Annotated in this window: 31 protein-coding genes and 1 pseudogene; 18 read left to right on the plus strand and 14 right to left on the minus strand. The window is 62.7% G+C overall.

Annotated elements, in window-relative coordinates; translation table 11 throughout:
- Positions 1-56: 56 nt before the first annotated feature.
- From rdgC to ACF8C6_RS08940, 14 genes and pseudogenes are all read right to left on the minus strand, one after another.
- Positions 57-929: pseudogene (gene rdgC / locus ACF8C6_RS08875) on the minus strand (recombination-associated protein RdgC); the annotation flags it as partial.
- Positions 930-937: 8 nt separating this feature from the next.
- A complete protein-coding gene (locus ACF8C6_RS08880; RefSeq protein WP_392498949.1) occupies positions 938-1,135 on the minus strand; it encodes a hypothetical protein in 198 nt (65 codons plus the stop codon).
- Positions 1,132-1,326: a hypothetical protein gene (locus tag ACF8C6_RS08885; protein ID WP_392498950.1), complete on the minus strand. Its 195-nt coding sequence runs from the start codon at positions 1,324-1,326 to the stop codon at positions 1,132-1,134. The genes ACF8C6_RS08880 and ACF8C6_RS08885 overlap by 4 nt, the downstream gene beginning before the upstream one ends.
- Before the next feature lie 51 nt (positions 1,327-1,377).
- The gene (ssb, locus tag ACF8C6_RS08890) at positions 1,378-1,908 is read right to left on the minus strand and encodes a single-stranded DNA-binding protein (protein WP_392498951.1); all 531 of its coding nucleotides are present in this window, start codon (positions 1,906-1,908) and stop codon (positions 1,378-1,380) included.
- Positions 1,908-2,531, minus strand: coding sequence for a YqaJ viral recombinase family protein (locus tag ACF8C6_RS08895; protein WP_392498952.1), 624 nt, complete (start codon positions 2,529-2,531; stop codon positions 1,908-1,910). Before ACF8C6_RS08895 ends, ssb begins: the two co-directional genes overlap by 1 nt.
- Before the next feature lie 4 nt (positions 2,532-2,535).
- Positions 2,536-3,537, minus strand: coding sequence for a hypothetical protein (locus ACF8C6_RS08900; RefSeq protein ID WP_392498953.1), 1,002 nt, complete (start codon positions 3,535-3,537; stop codon positions 2,536-2,538).
- Complete coding sequence (locus ACF8C6_RS08905) at positions 3,534-4,328, minus strand: ERF family protein (protein WP_392498954.1); 795 nt, start codon at positions 4,326-4,328, stop codon at positions 3,534-3,536. Before ACF8C6_RS08905 ends, ACF8C6_RS08900 begins: the two co-directional genes overlap by 4 nt.
- A gap of 53 nt (positions 4,329-4,381) precedes the next feature.
- Complete coding sequence (locus ACF8C6_RS08910) at positions 4,382-4,678, minus strand: hypothetical protein (protein WP_392498955.1); 297 nt, start codon at positions 4,676-4,678, stop codon at positions 4,382-4,384.
- A gap of 193 nt (positions 4,679-4,871) precedes the next feature.
- Positions 4,872-5,000, minus strand: a complete 129-nt coding sequence (locus ACF8C6_RS08915) for a hypothetical protein (protein WP_392498956.1) — start codon at positions 4,998-5,000, stop codon at positions 4,872-4,874.
- A gap of 162 nt (positions 5,001-5,162) precedes the next feature.
- The gene (locus tag ACF8C6_RS08920) at positions 5,163-5,471 is read right to left on the minus strand and encodes a hypothetical protein (RefSeq protein ID WP_392498958.1); all 309 of its coding nucleotides are present in this window, start codon (positions 5,469-5,471) and stop codon (positions 5,163-5,165) included.
- The gene (locus ACF8C6_RS08925) at positions 5,468-5,827 is read right to left on the minus strand and encodes a hypothetical protein (RefSeq protein WP_392498959.1); all 360 of its coding nucleotides are present in this window, start codon (positions 5,825-5,827) and stop codon (positions 5,468-5,470) included. Before ACF8C6_RS08925 ends, ACF8C6_RS08920 begins: the two co-directional genes overlap by 4 nt.
- Positions 5,828-6,349: 522 nt before the next feature.
- Positions 6,350-6,631, minus strand: coding sequence for a hypothetical protein (locus tag ACF8C6_RS08930; RefSeq protein ID WP_392498960.1), 282 nt, complete (start codon positions 6,629-6,631; stop codon positions 6,350-6,352).
- A 225-nt stretch (positions 6,632-6,856) separates the two neighbouring features.
- Positions 6,857-7,063 carry a hypothetical protein gene (locus tag ACF8C6_RS08935; RefSeq protein ID WP_392498961.1) on the minus strand — a complete coding sequence of 69 codons (207 nt, stop codon included), beginning with the start codon at positions 7,061-7,063 and terminating at the stop codon, positions 6,857-6,859.
- A gap of 596 nt (positions 7,064-7,659) precedes the next feature.
- On the minus strand, positions 7,660-8,367 hold the full coding sequence (locus ACF8C6_RS08940; RefSeq protein WP_392498962.1) for a helix-turn-helix domain-containing protein: 708 nt from the start codon (positions 8,365-8,367) through the stop codon (positions 7,660-7,662).
- Between the two features lie 87 nt (positions 8,368-8,454).
- Here ACF8C6_RS08940 and ACF8C6_RS08945 point away from each other — a divergent pair, with 87 nt between their 5' ends.
- The 18 genes from ACF8C6_RS08945 (at position 8,455) to ACF8C6_RS09030 (ending at position 21,296) form a co-directional block, all read left to right on the plus strand.
- Positions 8,455-8,670 carry a transcriptional regulator gene (locus tag ACF8C6_RS08945; RefSeq protein ID WP_392498963.1) on the plus strand — a complete coding sequence of 72 codons (216 nt, stop codon included), beginning with the start codon at positions 8,455-8,457 and terminating at the stop codon, positions 8,668-8,670.
- Positions 8,671-8,681: 11 nt separating this feature from the next.
- Positions 8,682-8,969 carry a CII family transcriptional regulator gene (locus ACF8C6_RS08950; protein ID WP_392498965.1) on the plus strand — a complete coding sequence of 96 codons (288 nt, stop codon included), beginning with the start codon at positions 8,682-8,684 and terminating at the stop codon, positions 8,967-8,969.
- A 64-nt stretch (positions 8,970-9,033) separates the two neighbouring features.
- Positions 9,034-9,306: a helix-turn-helix domain-containing protein gene (locus tag ACF8C6_RS08955; protein WP_392498966.1), complete on the plus strand. Its 273-nt coding sequence runs from the start codon at positions 9,034-9,036 to the stop codon at positions 9,304-9,306.
- On the plus strand, positions 9,303-10,211 hold the full coding sequence (locus tag ACF8C6_RS08960) for a helix-turn-helix domain-containing protein (RefSeq protein ID WP_392498967.1): 909 nt from the start codon (positions 9,303-9,305) through the stop codon (positions 10,209-10,211). The genes ACF8C6_RS08955 and ACF8C6_RS08960 overlap by 4 nt, the downstream gene beginning before the upstream one ends.
- Positions 10,204-10,980: a hypothetical protein gene (locus ACF8C6_RS08965; protein ID WP_392498968.1), complete on the plus strand. Its 777-nt coding sequence runs from the start codon at positions 10,204-10,206 to the stop codon at positions 10,978-10,980. The genes ACF8C6_RS08960 and ACF8C6_RS08965 overlap by 8 nt, the downstream gene beginning before the upstream one ends.
- On the plus strand, positions 10,977-11,111 hold the full coding sequence (locus ACF8C6_RS08970; RefSeq protein WP_392498969.1) for a hypothetical protein: 135 nt from the start codon (positions 10,977-10,979) through the stop codon (positions 11,109-11,111). Before ACF8C6_RS08965 ends, ACF8C6_RS08970 begins: the two co-directional genes overlap by 4 nt.
- Positions 11,111-11,581 carry a recombination protein NinB gene (locus ACF8C6_RS08975; protein ID WP_392498970.1) on the plus strand — a complete coding sequence of 157 codons (471 nt, stop codon included), beginning with the start codon at positions 11,111-11,113 and terminating at the stop codon, positions 11,579-11,581. Before ACF8C6_RS08970 ends, ACF8C6_RS08975 begins: the two co-directional genes overlap by 1 nt.
- A complete protein-coding gene (locus tag ACF8C6_RS08980; protein WP_392498971.1) occupies positions 11,578-11,811 on the plus strand; it encodes a hypothetical protein in 234 nt (77 codons plus the stop codon). The genes ACF8C6_RS08975 and ACF8C6_RS08980 overlap by 4 nt, the downstream gene beginning before the upstream one ends.
- Entirely contained in the window at positions 11,808-12,026 is a 219-nt protein-coding gene (locus tag ACF8C6_RS08985) for a hypothetical protein (protein WP_392498972.1), read from the plus strand. Before ACF8C6_RS08980 ends, ACF8C6_RS08985 begins: the two co-directional genes overlap by 4 nt.
- A complete protein-coding gene (locus tag ACF8C6_RS08990; protein ID WP_392498973.1) occupies positions 12,023-12,634 on the plus strand; it encodes a recombination protein NinG in 612 nt (203 codons plus the stop codon). Before ACF8C6_RS08985 ends, ACF8C6_RS08990 begins: the two co-directional genes overlap by 4 nt.
- A gap of 83 nt (positions 12,635-12,717) precedes the next feature.
- Positions 12,718-13,218 carry a hypothetical protein gene (locus tag ACF8C6_RS08995; protein WP_392498974.1) on the plus strand — a complete coding sequence of 167 codons (501 nt, stop codon included), beginning with the start codon at positions 12,718-12,720 and terminating at the stop codon, positions 13,216-13,218.
- A gap of 26 nt (positions 13,219-13,244) precedes the next feature.
- Positions 13,245-13,454 carry a hypothetical protein gene (locus tag ACF8C6_RS09000; RefSeq protein WP_392498975.1) on the plus strand — a complete coding sequence of 70 codons (210 nt, stop codon included), beginning with the start codon at positions 13,245-13,247 and terminating at the stop codon, positions 13,452-13,454.
- 56 nt (positions 13,455-13,510) lie between these two features.
- Positions 13,511-13,870: a hypothetical protein gene (locus ACF8C6_RS09005; protein ID WP_392498976.1), complete on the plus strand. Its 360-nt coding sequence runs from the start codon at positions 13,511-13,513 to the stop codon at positions 13,868-13,870.
- Positions 13,871-13,908: 38 nt separating this feature from the next.
- On the plus strand, positions 13,909-14,787 hold the full coding sequence (locus tag ACF8C6_RS09010; protein ID WP_392498977.1) for a terminase small subunit: 879 nt from the start codon (positions 13,909-13,911) through the stop codon (positions 14,785-14,787).
- Positions 14,784-16,418 carry a terminase gene (locus tag ACF8C6_RS09015; RefSeq protein ID WP_392498978.1) on the plus strand — a complete coding sequence of 545 codons (1,635 nt, stop codon included), beginning with the start codon at positions 14,784-14,786 and terminating at the stop codon, positions 16,416-16,418. The genes ACF8C6_RS09010 and ACF8C6_RS09015 overlap by 4 nt, the downstream gene beginning before the upstream one ends.
- 11 nt (positions 16,419-16,429) lie before the next feature.
- On the plus strand, positions 16,430-18,709 hold the full coding sequence (locus ACF8C6_RS09020; protein WP_392498979.1) for a hypothetical protein: 2,280 nt from the start codon (positions 16,430-16,432) through the stop codon (positions 18,707-18,709).
- A 230-nt stretch (positions 18,710-18,939) separates the two neighbouring features.
- Entirely contained in the window at positions 18,940-19,974 is a 1,035-nt protein-coding gene (locus ACF8C6_RS09025; RefSeq protein WP_392498980.1) for a hypothetical protein, read from the plus strand.
- 29 nt (positions 19,975-20,003) lie between these two features.
- Positions 20,004-21,296, plus strand: coding sequence for a DUF4043 family protein (locus ACF8C6_RS09030; RefSeq protein WP_392498981.1), 1,293 nt, complete (start codon positions 20,004-20,006; stop codon positions 21,294-21,296).
- The last annotated feature ends 18 nt before the right edge of the window (positions 21,297-21,314 follow it).

A 21,314-nucleotide genomic window follows, 5' to 3' on the forward strand; every position in this document is an offset into this window, starting at 1 on the left:
GCAGGCCCAGCGGTATCAGTCGCAGGCAGCGGCTTTTCCTGATAGCCGAACAGATCGCACAGCGCTTGCACGACGGCGGCCAGCATCAGGACATGCACGCCTGCCGTGTGCTCCCACAGCTCGGCGACGGTATCGAAGTCTGGTTCTTCCTCGTCTTCTTTGGCGTGGAAGTCGATGCCGCGAAGCTGGAAGTCCTTGGTCAGCTTGAAGGTCACGGCGTCGGCGTGACACAGTTCCAGGCGCTCGGCCTGCATTTCGCCGTCCAGGGCTTCGACGACGCCGCGGCGGGCATTGTCCAAGTTGTCTAGGTCGAAGCTGGCGCGGCCGTGCTTGCCCTTCATCACCACGGAATCGCCCAGGCTGAACCCGGTGAAAGCCTCGCGGTCATCGTTGACGAAGTATTGGGTCAGGCGTGTCGTCAGCCCTCCTTTCACGTCACTGACGTGGATGGTGCTGGTTTCCACCGCGCCGCAGGCTTCGATCAACTGGTAGAGCATGGCGTTGGCCATGTCCTTGTTGGTGGTGGCGAGCATGAGCGTGCGGCTTTCGATGTGGTAGAAGGCATCGACCTCGGCGCGCTCTGGGAGAGTGGTTTTCAGCGCTTCCTCGTAAATCTCCGTTTGAAGCGTATCAACCTCTTCCTTGGTCAAGTCGCGGCCCATGTCGGTCTGCTGGGCGGCCACAGTTTCGGCCAGGGCCAGGCGAACAGCGCTCTTCGAGACAGGCTTGAAGTCGCGGCGCAGGCGGAAGGCCAGGCCGCCAGGGAAGAGGCTTACCAGCTTCTCGGTGGTTGGGTGCGGGATAAACCCCGACGACGAGGCGTGCGATTCCGGCACCGGAACAAAGGGCTTCTCTGCCAGGTGTTCCGCCAGGACAGCGGCTTCTGGCAGGCTGGCGCGGTAGATCAGTGCGTTCTTGATCAGTCTCATGTTTCCCCCTAGCGGCCTTTGGCCATTTTCAGTTCTGCTTCGATTGCGGTGATGCGGGCGCGCACCTGGCTGATGCTGCGCAGGCCACGCGGGCGGTCGGCGCGGCGCCAAGTTGGTTCGGCATCCTGCAGGCGGTTCAGGCTGTCGCGGTCAGCGCGGAGCTGCGCCTGCAGTTCCTCTGTGGTCATGAATGCGATGGCGCTCATGCAAACTGCCCTCTGCTGTTCGTGGTGCGGCGGTTGCCGTATGGGCGGGTCTTCTCGCCGCTGACGCCAGGGGCAATGGAATGAACGTGCCCGCCGGCCGAGATAAAGGCCGACACGCGATCCGCTACGCTGCAGCGGTCACGCTCTTTGCTGGCCAATGTGTTGATGCGGTCGTACTTCTGGTCGTGCATGGGAAAATCCAGGCGAAGAAAAGGGCGCTTAAAGCGCCCTGGTTGAAGTGGTTACTGGATCAGGCAGCGAGTGCCCCGGTAGGGGTTATCGAAGGGGATGTCGTCGTCGTAGCTGTCGTAGTCGGGCGGCGGTTGTTGCGGCGCTTGCTGGGGTTGCGGGCGCTGCGCTTGCTGGCGAGGCTGCTGGCGGGCGGCGTTGCCCTGCGGGTGCGCCTGGCGCTGCTGGGGCTGGCCGTTGCTGGCGCCTCCCGTCAGCAGCAGCTTTCCGTTCATATCCACGATGATTTCCGTGGTGTAGCGTTTGATGCCGTCCTTCTCCCACTCGCGGGTCTGCAGCCTTCCCTCGATGTAGCACTGGCTACCCTTGCGCAGGTATTCGCCGGCAATCTCGGCGAGCTTTCCAAAGAACACGACACGGTGCCATTCGGTGCGCTCTTGGATTTGGCCGGTCTGCTTGTCCTTCCAGCTATCGCCGGTCGCCAGGGTGATGTTGGTCACAGCGTTGCCGTTGGGCATGTAGCGGGTTTCCGGGTCGTTGCCCAGATTTCCTACCAGCGTGACTTTGTTGATGCCCTTGGCCATTAAACGCCTCCCATAACCCGCTCCATGCGGGCCTCAAGTAGTTCGTGAAAGTCTTTGGTGCGCTGCGCCAGCTTGCGAATGTAGGCTTCGTCTCGGTGTGCGCGGATCACTGCCATCGGCATGCCTTTCCAGTAGCCGATGAAGTCGATCCACTCCCGCTCGGACACCCACAGGCCGCACTGGCACTGCGCGACGTGATCCTTGGGCACCGTGTCACCCAGGATCACGCTGACCAGCTTCTCGGGCACTTTTGTTTTCACCTCGATCAGACCATCACCTCCGATCATGCCGTCGGGCGAATAGCCAATACCGTGGTTCAGGATGATGGCGACGTGCTCAATGGTGCTGGAGGGGATGTCTCGGCGAATGGCGTACAGCTTGCGCACCTCGGGCTCCAGAATGTGCCCGCGCTCGCTGCTGGCATTGCCGCGCCACGGCTCGGCCTCGGCTCCGGTGATCCGCTCGCCGATGAGGCGATCCATGTAGGTGAAGGCGCCCACACCAAAACCGGCCTCGCCCTTGCCGTCAATCATCAGCACGTCGATTTCCGATGCAGTCACAATGCCTAGGCGCAGGTTTTTCCAAGCCACGCTGCCTTGTTCGATGTTGTCGATAACTTGCATTGGCTTATGCCTCGTAGGAGAGAGTTACCGCCGGCACCTTGCCCTGGCGGATCAGGTTGACGACGGCGCGGGCCTGCTCTTCGGTAAGCCCTGCGTTGTAGATCAGCGCCTGCTTGGCGGCGCCCAGCACTTCCAGCACTCTGTTCATGTCGGTGCTGCCGGTGATGCGCGCAGGCTGAGCGGCTGACACTGCTGGCGCAGGTTGGCGCGCTGGCGCCGAGTAGAGGCCGCCAAGCGCCTCCAGATCGCCGCTTTCGTCGAACTCGTCAGCGCCAAGGTGCTGCGGGGGCACTTCGTTGGTGGCTGGCTGTAGTACCTGGGCGACCTCCAGCTCTTGGGCCTGGGCCTGGGCTTGCTCTGCCTCGGCAGCCTTGCGGCGCTCTTCGTCCTGCGCTTTCAGGCGGCGCAGCTCGGCCAGTTCAGCCTGGTCGCGGTCGAACTGCTCGCGCGATGCCAGCTTCTCGCGCAGCAGCTCGATGGATGCAGCCTTGGTGCGGTGCGCCTCGGCTTCGTACTCCTGCCAGCTCTCGTCGATCACCACGGCTTCAACGGCCTGCAGCTTGGCGCGGATCGCGTCAGCCGGCATGCCCTCGGTGCTGGTGTTTTTCAGGCTGCGTAGGTCGGCCTCGATCTTCTCCTTGCGACGCTTCTCTGCATCCTCCCACTCGGTCACGGGGCGGCGGATTTCCTCGGCCAGCGCCTCCAGCTCTTCGCGCATCGACTTGCGGTTGGCGTCGATCTGCTTGGGCAGCTCTTTGAGCTTGGCGACCACCTGCTTGCCCAGGTCATCCAGCGCGGTTTTGCTGCGGGTGACGGAGTAGGCGAGGCTGGCGCACTCGGTACGGCCTTTGTTCGTGCTCACATCGAACACGCGGCCTTCCGTTTCGGCGCGAATGGCCGCTATGAACGGGGCCAGTCCATTGTCCTGGGTGAATACAGCCTGGGCGGCGGCAGCCTCGGGCAGAGTGATGAGCAGCTTGTTGGCGGTAGCGGCGGCAGCAGTCATTGCTGTTCTCCTTGCTGGGCGTTCAGATGGTCTTGGTAGCGTTGGGCGTTGCGCTCGATGCTGGCCATCATCGGGTCGAAGTCATCGGCGGGAATGGCCTGCGGGTCGGGCCAGTCAGCAAGCAGTCGCTCGCGCAGCTTGGGGCCGCACTGGTCGCGCAGGCGGACGAAGCGCGCAGCCTGTACGGGCGTGATGGTGCGGACTGCAGGCTGTTGGCAGGCGCTTTGCCCGTCGTCGTCCTCGCCGGTGGTGGTGATGTTGACCAGGGCGAAGGCCGTGTAACGCTTGCCGTAGGCAACGGAGCTGGCGACGGCCTGCACAGCGTTCTTGCTGCCGGTTGTGTCAGCGGGCAGGAGAATGCTTGTGCGCTCGCTGTGCCCGTAGCGGTGCGAAAGCACGGCCTCGACCTCGATACCTTTTTCGTTGCGCGGGATGCGGAAGGAAAGGGAAAATCCGTGGCGAGCGAGTACCGGCTTGATGGCCTCGTTCACGTCCTCCCACAGGGCGTAGGTGGACTGCACGTCGCCGTTTTTGTTTGTGATGGCGCCGCGTTCGCGGATCACCGGCAGCTCTTGCTGCAGGTTGGCCAGGGCATCGGTGTACGCCTGCTGGGCCTGGCCGGCTTTAAGGCGCTCGTACAGCGCGCCAAGGCGCTCCATCTTGTCGATGTCGCAGTTGGGGTCGGTGGCTGCTCGGCCGATGACCGCCAGAATAGTGCTGGCTTCCTGGGTATCGGCCAGGACGGGTGCCTGCGCAGCGCTGTCCTGGGTCAGGATGGGGGCGTTTTGCATGACTCTCTCCCTGCCGCGCTGCGCGCAGCATGTGAGGTTGGAATAGGGTGGGGTTAGTGGCGGGATTTGCGGGTGTGAATGCTGGCTTTCTCGGCCAAGATGGCGATCACTTCGCGCATCGCTTCGGCTGATTTGCTGCCCTGGTTCCGCACTCGCAACCACTGCAAGCGACTGCTCGGGCCGCGATGCGGGTAGAACACCAGCGAAACACCGGGCTCTCGGTATGTGAAGCACTGCCAGTCGTGGGTAGACCACTGCAGTTCGCCACCACGACCAGAAAGCGCCTTGGCTGCAGCTTTAAACTCAGACGCGAACCGCTTGTGATATTTGCCGGCGTCAGGATCGTTCATGGCTGACTCCAGATAGGAATAGGGTGGGGATGGCCGGTCGCTAGCCGGCATGGTGAGAAAGCTGCGTACTGAGGCAGGTGTGACCAGCTTCAGCTGCCCGGATCGCTAGATCCCCTGCATCCCCATAGAAGCCGCTTACGGCGGCGAGTCGCCCCGTTTCCATGCCGGGGCCGCTGTCGTTGGGGTCAGCGGTTTACTGGAAGCGGATCACGCAGAGCGCGCCGCTGATGTAGGTGAAGCCGCCAGCGGTGTAGCCGTAGCGGGCGGCCAGGGCGCGGGCTTCGGCAATGGTCTTGCCGGCGAACTCTTGGGGCTTGTTCATGCGTCTGTCTCCAGTGACAGCAGGCGCTCACCCAGCTTGATGCGGGCGGGCACCTGATCCTTGTGAATGCCGACCAGATCGGCGATTGCTTGCAGCGACATGCCTTCTTTCCGCAGTCGCGCGCAGCGCTTGGCGAGAGCGTGCGCGCGCTTTTCGGAGCCGTTACCCGGCATGGCTCGGCTCGGGCCGGTACTCCAGGCACTGCAGCTTGCTGATCTGTTCGAGCAGATAGCCGACCTTGCGCTCGCTGGCTTCTCGCGTGGCTGCAATCTCGCGCTCCAGCGTTTCCACCATTGCAGCGGTCGGATCAACGTCGGGCAGAGGCAGGGTTACTTCGACCTGGCCCAGGCAGGCGTAGCCGCTGCTGCCGCCGCCCATGTCGAAGGGGAATAGCGCGTAGATCATTTCGCCCGCTTTCGCTCCCGGCTTGGCGTGCAGGTACGGGGTGAGGGTGATTTGCTTATCGCTCATGCTCTGTTCTCCAGTTGGGTTTCAACCATCGCCTCGGCCAGCTTGGCGAGGGGGTCATGGAAGCGGTCGGCCAGCTCGATGGCCTTGTCGGTGTCACGGGCCAGCAGGGCGACGACGATCTGCGCCACCAGATGCTCGCTGTCCTTGTCGGCAATCAGTTCATCCGCGCGGCTGGCGAAGTCCGTCATGCCTCGGTGAGGCAGAAAGCTGATCCCGTCAGCGTCCCAGCCGATCAGGAGCTGTCCGGCCTGCTCGTCGATGTATTCGGAACGCCCGTCATCTTCCGGCGGCAGGGCGTTGTCCCAAGCGGCTTGGCCAGCCGCGAAGGCTCGGGCATTGCGTAGTGCAAGACTCATAGTTGTGATCCTCGCTATTCGCGTGCATAGGTCGCCGCCCTGACCGGAAGCAGACACTTCCGCAAGGTCAGCCGAACAAGGCGGCGACGTATGAAGGCGGGGAGAAAAAGAGCCCCGGTGTGAGCGGGGCAAATGCCGATGAAGGAGTCGATGCGGGGAACGCATCGGGGAGTGATCTGGCCGGCGCTGATCCCCGGCTTCGCGGCGTGCGAACCGCCTCCATGCACCTGTGGTTGGGCACATCAGCCTGTGCGTTCAGATCACTCTCCGATCCGCCCTCGCGGGTGGTCGGCCTGCATTCGGCGCCGTGCAGGTCGGCATGTGGCGTTAGCGCGCCAGCCTGGTCGCTTGCTAGCCGGGCCACCTTGGGTAAGAAGGAACTCCCGGCATCGCTCTTTCGGCCAGCGTGCCTCGACCGCCTCTCGTTCACCGGGCTACCGGCGTCCCGCGAGAGGGCGGGGTGTCAGGCGAACATGCATGCGCACTGTGATGGAGAATGCCCCGGCGAACCGGGGCGGGTGGTTAGTGGCCGTGCGGGCTGTTAGCCCGGTCGGTGTAATACTCGGTGACGGCATCAGTTTTTGCGCAGCGATGGCGGTCGCGCATATCTAAGCCTCCATCAGAAATAATGTCGCTGTACTGCGCAGCACCTAGCTTGCGATGCCCTGCAATAACTTCGCGGGCAGCTTCCTCCAGCCATTCACGCGCGTCCCGCATCGCGCCAGTTTCAATTCCGTTCGGGGCTGCCCTTGCCGCGTCCAGAAACTCCAAGGCGCGAGCCAGTTTCTCGATTGAAGCGCTCATTTCGAGCGCTTCGCAAAAAGAGATTCAGCGGCGTCACGAGTCATTCCGCGCTCGACGTATCGCCACACCCTCCTGATTCCGCCTCGAGTGTGGCGGCAGTAGTTCTCGCACAGCTTCCAGACGCCGAAGGTTTCGCCCTCCTGCTGGATCGAGTAGGTGACGCCTTTGCTGTTCTGTTTGCGAGCTAGGATTCCCATCGTCTGACCCTCCGGGCGTTGTTGGGTGTCAGGCAAACATGCGCACCGTGATGTAACCGTTGCTGGCCACCGTGCGATTCCAGTGGTTGAAGTACACCGCCTTGCCGAACTTCTGCATGGCGGCCTGGCGTACCTTCGCCTCAACGTCCAGCGGGTGCTCGCCAATGTCCGGCAGGGCCAGCCACTGCAGGCTTTTGCCGTCGCTCATGTGTGCGTCGATGTTGAACTGGGCCATCGTCATTCCTCCCGTTTGATTCCAGAACACCCTGTCTCCAAGGTGCTCCAGTAATTCGTCGGTGCTGCTGGGCTCCGTTAAGCCACGGTGGCCTTGGCTGCCTTTCGGCGTTCTAGCTGCACGTCTGCCGGGTTTCCCCACCACTGCCCGTTGCCGCAACTGGCGTCGCATCGGGTGGCTGCACAGCATTGCGACCCTCGATATGGAGGGGCGGCCAGTTCCAGAGCTGGCATGGCGGGCTTTTTAGCTTGATCACCACCGGGTCATGGGCCGGTAAGTCCGCAGGTTCACGTCGGATTGTGTAAAGAGCGGTGCCGGCTTTCGCTGGCTGCCGATTTTGGTCGGCGTGGGAGTGAATATAAATCGGCTTATATATGAGGTCAATAAGCCGCCTTATGTTTTTTTGGGCGTGACTGCTATCGGGACAGAAACGAGAAAGCCCGGCGCGTGCCAGGCTTTAGTGGGGAGGGCGGAGAGTTGTTGTGGCTATATCGAACTCATCGGAGCAAGCCAATGAGTAGCGGTAGCGCGAAGAAGCCAATAAAGGAATAACGCAACATGAAGTCCCTTCGTAGCGTTGCGAACGTAAAGCGCGCTCAGAAGATGGGCGGCAGCTTGGCCTCGATGACCTGGCCAATGAGCCGCACATTGTCTGTGATCGGAATGATGGGGAATGCTTGGTTGAGGGGCTGCAGCAGCTCGACCCCGGCATCACGCACAAACTGTTTGAACGTGGTTTCCCCCGTGTCCAATAGCTTGGCGATGTAATACTTGCCGCTGACCAGATCGAAGCCCTCGGGGCGCACCAGAATGCGCATGCCTGGGGTGAAGGTCGGTAGCATGGAGTTGCCCTTGACCTCCAGCCAATAGCCATGTGGCCCAGCGTTTTCAGTAGATAGCAGCCACTCATCGGCGCTGCCTGGTGCAAAGTTGTCACATGATTCTTGCCAGCTTCCCGCTGCCACCCAACTAATCAATGGGTACTCCTTGGCTAAGCGATGGGGTTGTTGAATTTCCACGACATTGGCGTGGCTCTCGTTTAAATCGTCCCACGGCTTCTGCAGGTTCATAGAACCGTCGCCCTTGATATGGCTTGGCACCATCACACCTTCCCCGGTAGCAAGCCATAAGGCGCTGACCCTGCACGCCTTGGCGATGTGGGCCAGGTAAGCAGTCTTGAGCGTCTTTCCGGTTTCTAACTGGGAAATGAGCGGCTGCTCAACTTTGGCAGCATCGGCGAGCTGCTTCTGAGTGAGCGTTGCGTATTTTCTGGCCGCCTTGATGCGGTGAGCGAGAGTATCCATGGGGCGAATGTATTAGCGCACTTATGCGCTTGCAAAAAAGTCTCCTTATTCTGTACTGTATAAACCTGCTTATAGAGGGCTTTCACCATGAGCACCACCGTACAGGGTTTGATCAGTCACTTCGGCGATCAGGTCAAGACCGCAAAGGCGCTTGGCGTTACGCAGTCAGCTGTCTCGCAATGGCTTTCTGGCTCATCGCGGATGAGTGCGCTGGTTGCTGTCCGAGCGGAGGCCGTAACTGAGGGCGCATTCAAAGCCGCTGATCTGTGCCCGGCTATCAGCCAGCCGACCACGGCGGCTTGAGGCCATTCCAGATGAGTCAGCGCGAATTAGCCAGCAAGAACGAAGCGGCCATCTTGCGCGCACTTGCTGGCGTTGGGCAGAAGCGCGTGGCGGAAGGGCTGGGCATCAGCGAAAGCGCAGTGAGCCGCATGAAGTCGGGTGGTGAACTGGCGAAGACCGCTGAGCTGCTGGCTGCGCTCGGGCTGGAACTGCACGAGGTCGGCAGCCTGCACATGCGCAAAGAAGTAGCCGAGTCGCTGCGCGTGCTGGCAGCGCTCGGTCTGGAGCTGTCACCAGAGCTGATGACGGAAAAGAAGTAGGCAAGAAAAAGCCCGGATCTGCTGGGGAGCGGCCGGGCTTTCACTTACATAGTCGGAGGGGAGTATGCCGAACGAAAATCCCAATCTCAAGACCAGTAACACCCAGCGGGCCATGATCCGTCGCCACTTGGAGGCGGGCAACTCTCTCACTGCTCTGCAGGCGCTCAATCACTACGGTTGCGCCAGGCTGGCTTCGCGCATCGACGAGCTGCGCCAGGCTGGCATGAATATCGAAACCCACTGGCTGCAGGTGCAGAACCGCCAGGGCAAGTTGGTGCGCGTGGCCGAGTACCGACTGGCCGCCAACGATGCCGCTCAGGCCGGGGTGGTGGCGTGAGCACAGTCATCATGTCGCAGTGCTGGCCGTTGCAGGGCATGACCGCTGCACAGAAGGCCGTACTGATTTCCCTGGCCGATCAAGCCAATGACGAGGGCGTGTGCTGGCCAAGCGTCGGCAGCATCGCCAAGCGCACCTGTTTGTCGAGCCGTGCCGTGCAGGAGGCGATTGCCTGGCTGCATGAGGCGCGCATTGTGCAGCGCGAATACCGCACCAATTCCAGCACCTACTACACCGTCGTGCCGGAGCGTTACGAGCCGCAGGCTGCCGCACCGAAGCGCCGTCGCCGCAAGCACCCGACAGAGGAAGGGGCGAACGGGGCGCAGGGGGTGAACCAGGCGCACCCCCTGAACCAGGCGCAGGAGGGGGGTGAACCAGGCGCAGGGGGGGGGGTGAACCAGGCGCAGGGGAGGGGTGAACCAGGCGCACCCAGAACCGTAATAGAACCATCAGTTGAACCGTCAGGAGAACCGCCATCTTGTTTGCCGGCCGTCCCGGCCAGCCCGGCAAAGGGCAGGTCGAAGGATGAAGCTGAGCAGGCAAGGCAGGAAGCCTGCCGAGAAATCTGGTCGGCCTATTCAGCCGCCTACGAAGCCCGCTATCAAACCCTGCCGATCCGCAACGCCAAGGTGAACCGCAACGTCAACGACCTACTGAAACGCCTGGGCGGTGAAGCGGCCGCGGTGGCGGCGTTCTACGTCGGGATCGAGGACAGCTATCTGATCCGCACCTGCCACGACTTCGGCAACCTGCTGAGCAAGGCCGAGGCATACCGGACGCAGTGGGCCACGAACCTGCAGATGACTGGCAGCAAAGCCCGGCAGATGGAAAAGACCAAGGCGAATGTCAGCGCCCTAGAGCAAGCCCTTGCTGAGCAACGGGCAAGGAGGGAGTCGAATGCTTAACGCCATGCAACAGGACAATCTGCTGGTGGCGCTGTTCGCTACCGCCGAGCTGATTGGCCAGGAGCTGAGTGCCCCGGCCGCGCAGATGATGGTGCAGGACTTGAGCGACTACAGCGAGGACGTGGTAACGCGCGCCCTGCAGGCGTGTCGTCGAGAGTTGACGGGCAAGCTGACACTGGCGGCCATCCTGCAGCGCGTTCATGTCGAAGACGGCCGCCCAGGTCGTGACGAAGCATGGGCAATCGCGCTGCAGGCTGGTGATGAGTGCGACACCGTGGTGCTGACCAGCGAAATCATGGCAGCTCTGCAGGTTGCCCGGCCAATTCTGGCGGCCCGCGACAAGGTGGGCGCCCGTATGGCCTTCCTGAACGCCTACGACCGCCTGACCGATCAGGCTCGCCAGGAGGCGCAGCCGGTCAAGTGGGAGGTATCGCTGGGCTTCGACCCTGATCTGCGCATCCGCGCCATCGAGCAAGCGCGCAATCTAGGTCGCCTGCCGGCAGCGGAGGCCAGTCGCCTGTTGCTGCAGTACGCCCAGGAAGCACCGAGCCCGAACGGCCTGGCTATCGCCGGCCTCCTGACCGGTAACAGCTCGAAGCCTGATCCGCAAACCCGCGAGAAGCTGCGCGCTATCCGTGATGGGCTGCAAGGCCGTCGTCGGCGCAAGGACATTCAAGCGCGCTGGGATGCGCGCAAGGAGCGCAGGGCTCTAGCCAAGCTAAAGGCGGAGGCTGTCGCGGCCATAGCTGAGCAGGAGGCGCACACATGAGCGAGGTCGTGAAGTCCTGCTGGCTGGTGATCCTGCCCTGGAAGTCGTTTTACATGGTCGGCGAGCAATGCACCCAGGACGAGGCGCTGGCGCATGTGCGCGGCATTTGGCACCACGCGGAGGTCGAGTGATGGGCGAGGTCATCAAACTCAAGAGCCGGCACTTCTTCGCGCCTGGCGTCAATCGCATCCGCGATGTGTGCCGACTGGCATACCTGTTCGCCACCGAGCTGGCGCCACACGGCGCCGTCGAAGTCATCGTGCGACCAGTGAAGAGCCGCCGCACCCTGGAGCAGAACGCCAAGCTGTGGGCGATGCTCGGCGACATCGCCCGGCAAGTGCCGTGGGCGGTAAATGGAGTGATGCAGCACCTTGATGCCGAGGACTGGAAAAACATCATGACCGCCACCGTGCGCCAGGAGGTGCGTATGGCGGCCGGGATCAATGGCGGCTTTGTCCTGCTGGGCGTGAGCACCAAGCGCATGAGCGTGGCCGAACTGGGGGAGCTGATCGAGTTCATGTATGCGTTCGGCGCCGACCAGGGCGTCAAGTGGGGCGAACCCAAAGGCGCAATGCCCGAGCAGTGGGAGGTGGCAGCGTGAGCAATTTTCTGTTCTGCATCTTGAAAGCGGTTGCACTGGCCGCGGTGCTGGGTGTCAGCCATGCGCCGGCGATCCTGCCAACACGTCGCCGTGCCTTCGAGACGAGCTACGACTTGAACCGCGGCCTGCCCGATCCCGGCAAATGCCAGGAGCGCGCACTGCGCAAGCTGGCACGCAAACAGCGGTTGCGCTGCCTGCAGGCCCAGGCCGCGAAAGGTGGCCGCACATGACTCAGGCAATCAAGTGGCGCCCAAAGCGCGACGCCGATGGCAACATCAAGCCAGGCTGCTGGGAAACCAGCGCCGGCTACACGGTGGCCGAGTTCCGCACGCCAGAAGTTACCTACGGGATCACGCGCCCAGGCGGTAAGGCGCCGAGCCTCTACACGCCCGACCGCCTGCAGGTGGCCAAGCTGATCGACGCGGACGAGAGGGCGAGAGCATGACCCTGGCCACCCGTAAGCCCCTGAAAGCCCTGAGCGGCAAGTCGAAGAAGTGCGCCGTGCGTGCCTGCCGCAAGCCGTTCGTACCGGCGCAGCCCTTCCAGTCGTGGTGCAGCCCGGAGTGTGGCGTGCAGATCGCCCGCGACAAGCAGCAGAAGGAGCGCACCGCCCTTGCCAAGATTGAGCGCAAAGCCATCAAGGCCCGCAAGGAACAGCTCAAGGGCCGCGCCGAGTACATGAAGGAGGCGCAGCAGGCTTTCAACGCCTGGGTGCGCGAGCGTGACTACGGACAGCCGTGCATCAGTTGCGGCACTACCGCGAACGTGCAGTACGCGGCCGGGCATTACCGAACCACCCAGGCATGCCCCGAATTGCGCTTCGAGCCACTGAACGTGCATGTGCAGTGCAACCGAAACTGCAACATGGGCAAGTCCGGCAACCTCATCGAGTACCGCATCGGCCTGATAGCCAAGATCGGCGCCGACGCTGTGGCCTGGCTGGAAGCCCCGCACGCGCCCAAGCGTTACAGCATCGACGACCTGAAACAGATCAAGGAGAAGTACAGCGCCCTGGCGCGGGAGCTGAAAAAGGCGCGAGAGCAGCATGGGTGACGAGGTTTTCCGTCGCTGGCTGGAAGAGCAGTGGCAGCAGTTGCAAGAGGCAGGGCTTATCATTGGCGAAAGGGGAGCGAACAATGGCTGACGGCAAATCATCGACGCAGATCGTGCTGGACGCGGTGCGCGAACTCCAGGGGCTTGGTCAGGTCGCCACGCGCGAGACGGTACAGTGCATGACCGGGCTGAAAATGGGCATCGTTGACGACCGCCTCAAGCATCTGGTCGGCGAGGACTTCATCCGTCGCGCCGGCCGCGGCCTATACGTCGTGGCGCTCAAGCCGGACAACGCCCGCCCGATCAGCCAGACCAGGCTGCCCGATGGTACTGTCGTGCTGGACATTGGCGACGAGGTGCTACACCTGACCCCGACCGAGGCCCGCGCACTGGGCGGCATGCTGGCCGGTGCTGCGGTGCAGGCCGCGCAGATCGAGCTGGGCCACCAGGCCACCGTCGTCAACGCCGAACTGGCCCTGAAAGTGCGCCGCCTCGAAAGCACCGTAGACGCCATGCGCCGAGAGCTGCGCATGACCGACACCCCCCAGCTCACCCTGCTGGACGTATGCCAGGCGAATGCGTGAGACTTGATAACCCACAGGAGAAGCAGATGAAGCCCATCACGTTCGCCGATCTGCAGGAGGCCAAAGAGGCAATTGCCAAGCATCAGGCAGCGCTAGAGGAACTGGACGCCTGCCGTCGCCTGCTGATCGCTGTGTACGACAAGCTGCATACGGGCGACCTGCCCAGCGACCTGCACAACACGATGGAAGAGTACGTCGAGGCCATTAGGTCCATGTATTCGGAACGGCCCAAGTAGACCCCTGTTGTTAATTGGCTATCCGGCATGGATGCCGGCCTTGTGAGGGAAATGCGGTGGAAGATCGTGAATTGCTGGAGCTGGCGGCGAAGGCTGCAGGTGAGGTCGGTGAGTACCGAACCGAAGAGATACATACCTCTATCGGCTGGGAAAAGATCAGCGCGATACACCGGCCAGATGGTGATGGTTGGTGGAACCCACTCACCGACGACGGCGACGCGCTGCGGCTGGCGGTGGCACTCAACCTGCAGGTTACTCCAGGCACATATCGCGGCGACGAGGCGTCTGCCTTTCGCGCGGGATATGGCGAGGCTCATGAGTACGTCCATTACCAACAAGACCTTGCCGCAGCACTTCGCCGCGCTATCGTCCGCGTTGCCGCCGAGATAGGTAAGCGGTCAGCCGACCCCCTATAGAGTTAGACCCTTGACCCTGTGCCGGCGACCCTGCCGGCATGGACAAGACCGCCAAGGGCGCAAAGCCCACCCCCACCAAGCGCAAGCCGGCTGCCAAGACCAAGGCGGCCGGTACTGCTGCGCGCACGATAAAGCCCAAGGTCAAGGTCAAAGAGGCCGAGGTCGAGCTAACCCCGCTGCAGGCTCGCTTTGTCGATGAGTACCTCACAGACCTGAATGCCACCCAGGCAGCCATAAGGGCTGGTTACAGCGAGAAAACCGCGGCTGAAATCGGGTATGAAAACCTGAGAAAACCTCAGATTGTTGCGGCCATTGCAGAAGCGCGCGCTCGCCAGCAGGAACGCACGGAAATTACCGCAGACCGCGTGCTGCGCGAGGCGTGGCACCAGCTCACCGCCGACGCCCGCGAGTTGAGTGCCGTGCATTACAACTGCTGCCGGTATTGCCATGGCCTTGGCGGCAAGTATCAGTGGCGCGACCCGGAGGAATTTGCCGACGCCACGCTGCGCATCGAGGCACTGAACGAAGAGCGACGCGCCGAACACCGGCCGCAGGTGGCGCTACCAACTGACGATGGCGGCTTTGGCTTTGATCGACGCGCTCGACCCAACCCGGAGTGCGCGAACTGTTACGGCGATGGGCAGATTGACGTGCGCATCGGAGATACCCGCAGCCTGAGCCCGGCTGCTCTGGCGCTTTATGCAGGCGTGAAGCAAACCAAGTTCGGTATCGAGGTGCTGACGCACAGCAAAGATGCGGCGATGGAAAAGCTGTTCAAGCACCTGGGCCTGTACGAGAAGGACAACCAGCAGCGCATTGATCCGCTGGCCAGCCTGCTGGAGCGCGTGAGCGGAGGCACGGGTAACGGCTTTGTGCCCGTGGCGCGCGACCCTGAGCACGGCGAGGCGGAAGAATGATCGAGGTGCGCATGCCGCCGACCGCGCTTGTGCCGGCTGCTGAGCAGCGCATTGGCCTGAATCTGCCGCTGCTACCCCTGCCCAGCAACGCCGAGGAACTGGAGCGCTGCCTGAAAGACCCGGAATGGCGGCTATTCAGCGGCTGCCTCTACAAGATCATGGTCAAGGGCGACGATGACGCCGAATCTGACGCGATGGTGCTGCCGTTCAGGCCCAATGCCGCGCAGAAGCGCTTTATCCGTCGCCTCTGGCACCGCAACCTGATCCTGAAAGCACGCCAGCTCGGCTTTACCACGCTGATCGCTGTCATGTGGCTGGATCAAGCCCTGTTCAACAGCGACCAGCGCTGCGGAATCATCGCCCAGGATCGAGAGGCGGCCGAGGCCATCTTTCGGGACAAGGTGCGGTTTGCCTACAACAACCTGCCGCCCGAGATTCGAGAGCGCTTCCCGCTGGCCCGCGACAGCGCCGTCGAGCTGCTGTTTGCCCACAACAACAGCTCTGTGCGCGTGGCCACGTCCATGCGTTCGGGCACTATCCACCGCCTGCACGTCTCCGAGTTTGGGAAAATCTGCGCGAAGTTCCCCGACAAGGCGAAGGAGGTGATGACGGGCTCGATCCCAGCCGTGCCTACCAATGGCGTGCTGGTGATCGAGAGTACGGCCGAGGGCACTGACGGCGATTTCTACAAGCTGTGCGAGCGCGCCGAGAAGCTGCACACCGACAAAGCCATCCTGACCGCGCGCGACTACCGCTTTCACTTCTACGCCTGGTGGCAAGAGCCCAAGTACCGGATGCCAGGCGCCGGCATCGACATTACGGACGCTGAGCACAAGTATTTCGACAAGATCGAGCAGGCCATGGACTGCCGCATCCACATCGAGCAGCGGGCATGGTACGTCGCCACCAAGCGCGCCGACTTTGCCGGCGCCGAAGAACGCATGTGGCAGGAGTACCCGAGTACGCCGAGCGAGGCATTCCAGCAGAGTACCGAGGGCAACTACTACGGCGACGACATGCTTGCGCTGCGCCAGCGTGGCGGTATCACCCGCGTGCCGCGACTCGACCTGCCGGTTAATACCTTCTGGGACATAGGCAACAGCGACGGCTGCGCGATCTGGTTCCACCAAGAGCTGCGCGGCGAAGATCGGTTCATCGGCTACTACGAAGAACACGGCAAAGACCTCAATCACTACGCCACGGAGCTGCAGAAGCTCGGCTTTTTGTTTGGCGCCCACTACCTACCGCACGACGCAGCGCACAAGCGCCTGAGTGACTACAACCGCAGCACCAAGGAAATGCTGGAAGGGCTCATGCCCGGCCAGCGGTTTTTCGTGGTGCCTCGCATCAGCGCTTTGATGACCGGCATTCAGCAGACCCGCAAGCACATGAAGGGCGCCTTCATCGACGAGCAAGGGTGCGCGACCGGCATTAAACGGCTGGATGGGTACAAAAAGAAATTCAACCGCGCCGAAAGCCGCTACCTCGACGATGAGCCGAACAAGGCCAACGGCTGTAGCGAAGGCGCCGATGCTTTCCGGCAGTGGGCGCAAGCCAAAGAACTGGGAATGATCGGGAACAACAGCGCGCAAACCTACACCGAATCCCCGCCGCCTGACTGGCGCACATGAGGACGCCGTTTATGTACGACACAGACCTGATCGACGATGACCTGGCCGAGGGCGAAGGTGAAGCAGCGGTAGAGCGTGATCCTCTGGCGCTGACCGAGGCCGAGTACCGCGAAATCATCGAGGAAATCGAGAACCAGCCCGCGTGGCGAGCTACGGCCGACAAGGAAATGGACTACGCCGACGGCAACCAGCTCGACAGCGAGCTACTGGCCCGGCAAAAGGCGCTCGGCATCCCGCCCGCCGTCGAGGATCTGATCGGCCCGGCTCTGCTCAGCATCCAGGGCTACGAGAGCACCACGCGCACCGACTGGCGCGTGACACCGGACGGTGACGTAGGCGGGCAAGACGTGGCCGATGCGCTCAACTACCGGCTCAACCAGGCCGAGCGTCACTCCAAGGCTGACCGCGCCTGTAGCGAGGCGTTCCGCCCGCAGATCGCCGTCGGCCTGGGCTGGGCCGAGGTTAAGCGCGAGTCTGACCCGACCAAGTATGCGTATCGTTGCCAGGCAGTGCATCGCAACGAAATCCATTGGGACATGACGTGCGAGGAAGCAGACCTTTCAGATGCTCGCTGGCTGCGCCGGCAGCGCTGGGTGCGGCCGAATGTGCTGGCTATGATGTTTCCGGCGCACCGCGAGCTTATCGAGCGCATCAGCACGCATGGCCCGACGTGGTATGACAACTACCTGGGCGGATTGGATGGCGGCACTTCCACTGGCTTGCGCAACGCCTGGGCGACGGCCCGCGCAAGCACCATCGCCGAGGATCGCTGGTTCAATCCGACCTCGAAAAAGGTGTGCATTGCCGAGTTGTGGTATCGCCGCTGGGTGCAGGTTGGCTTTATCACGGCGCCGAATGGCCGCGTAGTCGAGTACGACGAAAGCAACCTGGCTCATCAGCTGGCGCTGGCATCAGGCGCAGGTAAGTATCGTGTTGCAGTGGTCAGTCGTGTGCGCCGCAGTTACTGGCTTGGCCCTTACTGTCTGGATGACGCCCCGACGCCCTACACCCATAGCCACTATCCGTATGTCCCGTTCTGGGGCTTCCGCGAAGACTCCACTAAGGTGCCGTTTGGCTATGTGCGGTCGATGATCTACCCGCAGGACAGCCTCAACAGCGGCATCAGCAAGCTGCGCTGGGGCATGAGCGCCGTGCGCACCGAGCGCACCAAGGGTGCGGTGGCCATGACTGACGCGCAGTTCCGTCAGCAGGTATCGCGCATCGACGCCGACATTGTGCTCGACCCGCAGGCCATGGCGCAGCAGGGCGCGCGCTTCGAGGTAAAGCGTGACTTCACCCTGAACAACCAGCAATTCCAGATGATGCAGGACAACCGCGCAGCGATTCAGCGCGTGTCGTCCGTCACCAGCGGGTTTATGGGCAAGGAGGGCACGGCCACGTCAGGCCGGCAGGAGCAAATCCAGGTCGAGCAGAGCAATCAGAGCCTGGGCGTCATCATGGACAACTTCCGCGCCGCCCGTGCGCAGATGGGAGAGCTGCTGCTGGCGATGATCGTCGAGGACATGGGTAGCGAGCCGCATACCATCGTGATCGAAGGCGATGCGGTGCGCGATGATCGCACCGTGCAGATCAACAAGCCTGAGCAGAGTGAGGACGGCATTGACTACCTGAGCAATGACCTGCAGCGCACGCGCCTCAAGGTGGCCCTGGAGGACGTACCGAGCACCAACAGCTACCGCGGCCAGCAGCTCAGCGCGCTGTCGGAGGCGGTCAAGTCGCTGCCGCCGCAGTACCAGGCCGCCGTGCTGCCTTACATGGTCAGTCTCATGGACGTACCGTTCAAACGCGATATTGTCGAGGCCATCCGCAACGCCAGCGCACAGGACACGCCCGAACAGGTCGAGGCCAAGGTCAAGCAGGCCGTGGCTGACGCCCTGGCGCAGTCCGGCAACGACCTCAAGGCGCGTGAGCTGGACATCAAAGAGCGCGTGGCCGGCAGTCAGATGCGAGAGAGCGATGCGCGCGCGGTGCAGATCGGCGTTCAGGCAGCATTCTCGGCCATGCAGGCCGGCGCCCAGGTGGCGCAGATGCCGATGATCGCACCCATCGCCGACGAGGTGATGCAGGGCGCTGGCTGGCAACGACCCAATCCAGCCGGCGACGACCCGAACTTCCCGACTCCGCAGGCCGCACCTTTGGCGGTAGATCCTGCTGTGGGTGTGCAGGCAAACACCAGTCCGACCTATCCGCCAGTACCGCAGCAGGCGGGATCGCCGATGCAGGGCATCGAGACGCCCAACCCTGGCGACAACCTACCCCCTGGCGCGTGATGCGCCCCTGAGCCCGCCGCGAGCGGGCTTTTTTTCGCCCGCAGCAAAGTGAGCCCGAGTCACTTTGCCCGGCCATGGCCTGCTGGTGACCCCCTGTAGGGTTCGATCAAAACCCATTGCCTTTCGACACTGCACGCCAAGTCGGGCACGCGCCCGACGATGCGCAGGGCGGTAACGCCCGGCCCCTCGCTGAAACCCTTGCGGCCACGGCGATATGTGGCGGGACAGGCATGGACAAGATCGACCAGTTTTTTGAGCAGGAAGGTATAGACGGCAGGCTTACCCCGGAGCAGGCCGCTCAGCTTATGGCGCTGAGCGCACAGGGCGATACCGACGTTTCGTCGTCGGAAAACGGTGGCGCGCCCGAAGCCACCCCCGAACCGGAAGCTAAGCAGGCCGAGGCACAGGACGCCACGAGCACCACCGACCCCGAATCGGCTGACGAGCCCGACGACGCCGTTGTCGTGGCCAAGGATGGGAAAACCATCATCCCCTACGCAACGCTGAAAGCCGAGCGCACGGAGAAGCAGCAGTGGAAGGGGCAGGCCACCGAGTACCAGGCCCAGCTAGAAGCTGCCCAACAGGAGATTGCCGAACTCAAGGCGCAGGCCCAGGCCCGCGCAGATGCCGGCATCGCCCCGACTGCGACTGACCAGCAACTTGCGACCGCCCAGGCCGCACTGGATGCAGGCGTAGACCCGGCCATCTTCGGTGACTTCTCCGAAGAAGGGTTGGCCAACGGTATCAACCAACTGGCCGAGCAGCGGGTCAAGCCCGTTCTGGCCAAGGTTGACCAGCTGGAGCAGCAGGTCGCCACGCTCCTGAAAGAGCGCGAGCAATCTGCTCAGGCAGCCAATACCAAGACCTTCGCGGAGGCGGTAGCGGCAAAGCATGCCGACTGGCAGGAGGTTGTCGAGAGCGATGCCTTCGACAACTGGGTCAACTCGCAGCCGTCATTCGTGCAGGAGCGGATCAATGCCGTTCTCGACGACGCGACGGTCGAGCAGGCCGTGGAATTGCTCGACGCCTTCAAGGCCACTCAGAAAGCGCCAGCGCCGCAGGCGGGCACCCGCACTGCCGCGCAACAAGTCATCGCCTCAACCAAGGCGCAAGCGCCGGTCAGTCTCTCGGACATTCCAGGGGCTGCCGGAGGTGCTGCGTCCGAGTTCGAGGTGCTGGCCTCCCTAAGTCCCAACGATCTTTCCGCGCGGCTCAATTCGATGCCGCAGGAAAAGGTCGAGGCATTTCTGAATTGGCGCATGTAAGCGCCGACCCGTCACATTAGGAGATAGCCATGAGCGCTAAAACCAATACCCCAGCAGGTGACGCTAACGCGATGCTGGTTCAGGCCGCTGGCCTGTTCGCCCTGTGTCAGGGCCGCAAGTCGGTGATCAACCGCCTGACCGCCCCGATGCCCGACGGCACCAAGGACGCCGAGCAGAAGATCAAGGCCGAGTCGGAAAACACCTACATGCCCATTGTGCAGGCCAAAGACCTGACCCGCGGCAAGGGCGACGAGGTGAAATTCCACTTCCTGCAGCCGGACAACGCTTTCCCGATCATGGGCAGCGAGTACGCCGAGGGTAAGGGCACCGGTTTCAAGATCGGCTCCGACACCCTGCGTGTGAACCAGGCTCGCTTCCCCATCGACATGGGCGCGCAGATGGATCAGATCCGCAGCCCGTATGACCTGCGCCGCCTTGGTCGCCCGAAAGCCAAGTTCTACATGGATCACTACATCGACCAGAGCCAGCTGATCCAGATGGCCGGTGCGCGTGGCTTCCATTACAACAAGGAGTGGATGGTGCCGCTGGCTGCTGATGACCGCTTTGCGGAAATCATGGTCAACCGCGTCAAGGCGCCGACCAAGAACCGCCACTATGTCGCCGACGGCGGCGCCCTGACTGGCGTGATCCCCAACGCGGGCGACCTGACCATCACCACCACCGACCTGCTCGACGTGGACGTGGTGGACTCCATCGCCACGCTGGTGGATCAGATGGAACTGCCGCCGCCGCCGGTCAAGTTCATGGGTGACGAGGCCGCCGAGGACAGCCCGCTGCGCGTGCTGCTGTGCTCGCCGGCTCAGTACAACGCCTTCGCCAAGCAGGAGAAATTCCGTAGCTGGCAGGCCGCTGCCCTGAACCGCGCTGCCAACGCCAAGAACCACCCGATCTTCCGTGTCGATGCTGGTATCTGGTCGAACATGCTGATCATCAAAATGCCGAAGCCGATCCGCTTCTACGCGGGTGACGCGATCCAGTATTGCGCCGCCTACGACAGCGAGGCCGAGTCTCAGGTGTTGGTGCCGGCTTCCTTCGGCACCACCCATGCCGTTGACCGCGCCCTGCTGCTCGGCGGCCAGGCGCTGGCGCAAGCCTGGGGCAGTGCTGGCCAGTCCGGCATGCCGTTCTTCTGGTCGGAGAAGGACATGGATCACGGCGACAAGCTGGAGCTGCTGATCGGCGCGATCCTCGGTGCCAGCAAGATCCGCTGGGGCGTGGAGGCTACCAACGGCCTGCAGTACACCGACCACGGCGTCATCGCCATCGACTCGGCAGTGCCGATCATCGGCGCTCGCATGTAACTCACACGGGGGCAGCTT

The sequence above is a fragment of the Pseudomonas sp. zbq_18 genome (genome assembly GCF_043102245.1).
In the GTDB taxonomy this organism is placed as follows: Bacteria; Pseudomonadota; Gammaproteobacteria; order Pseudomonadales; family Pseudomonadaceae; genus Aquipseudomonas.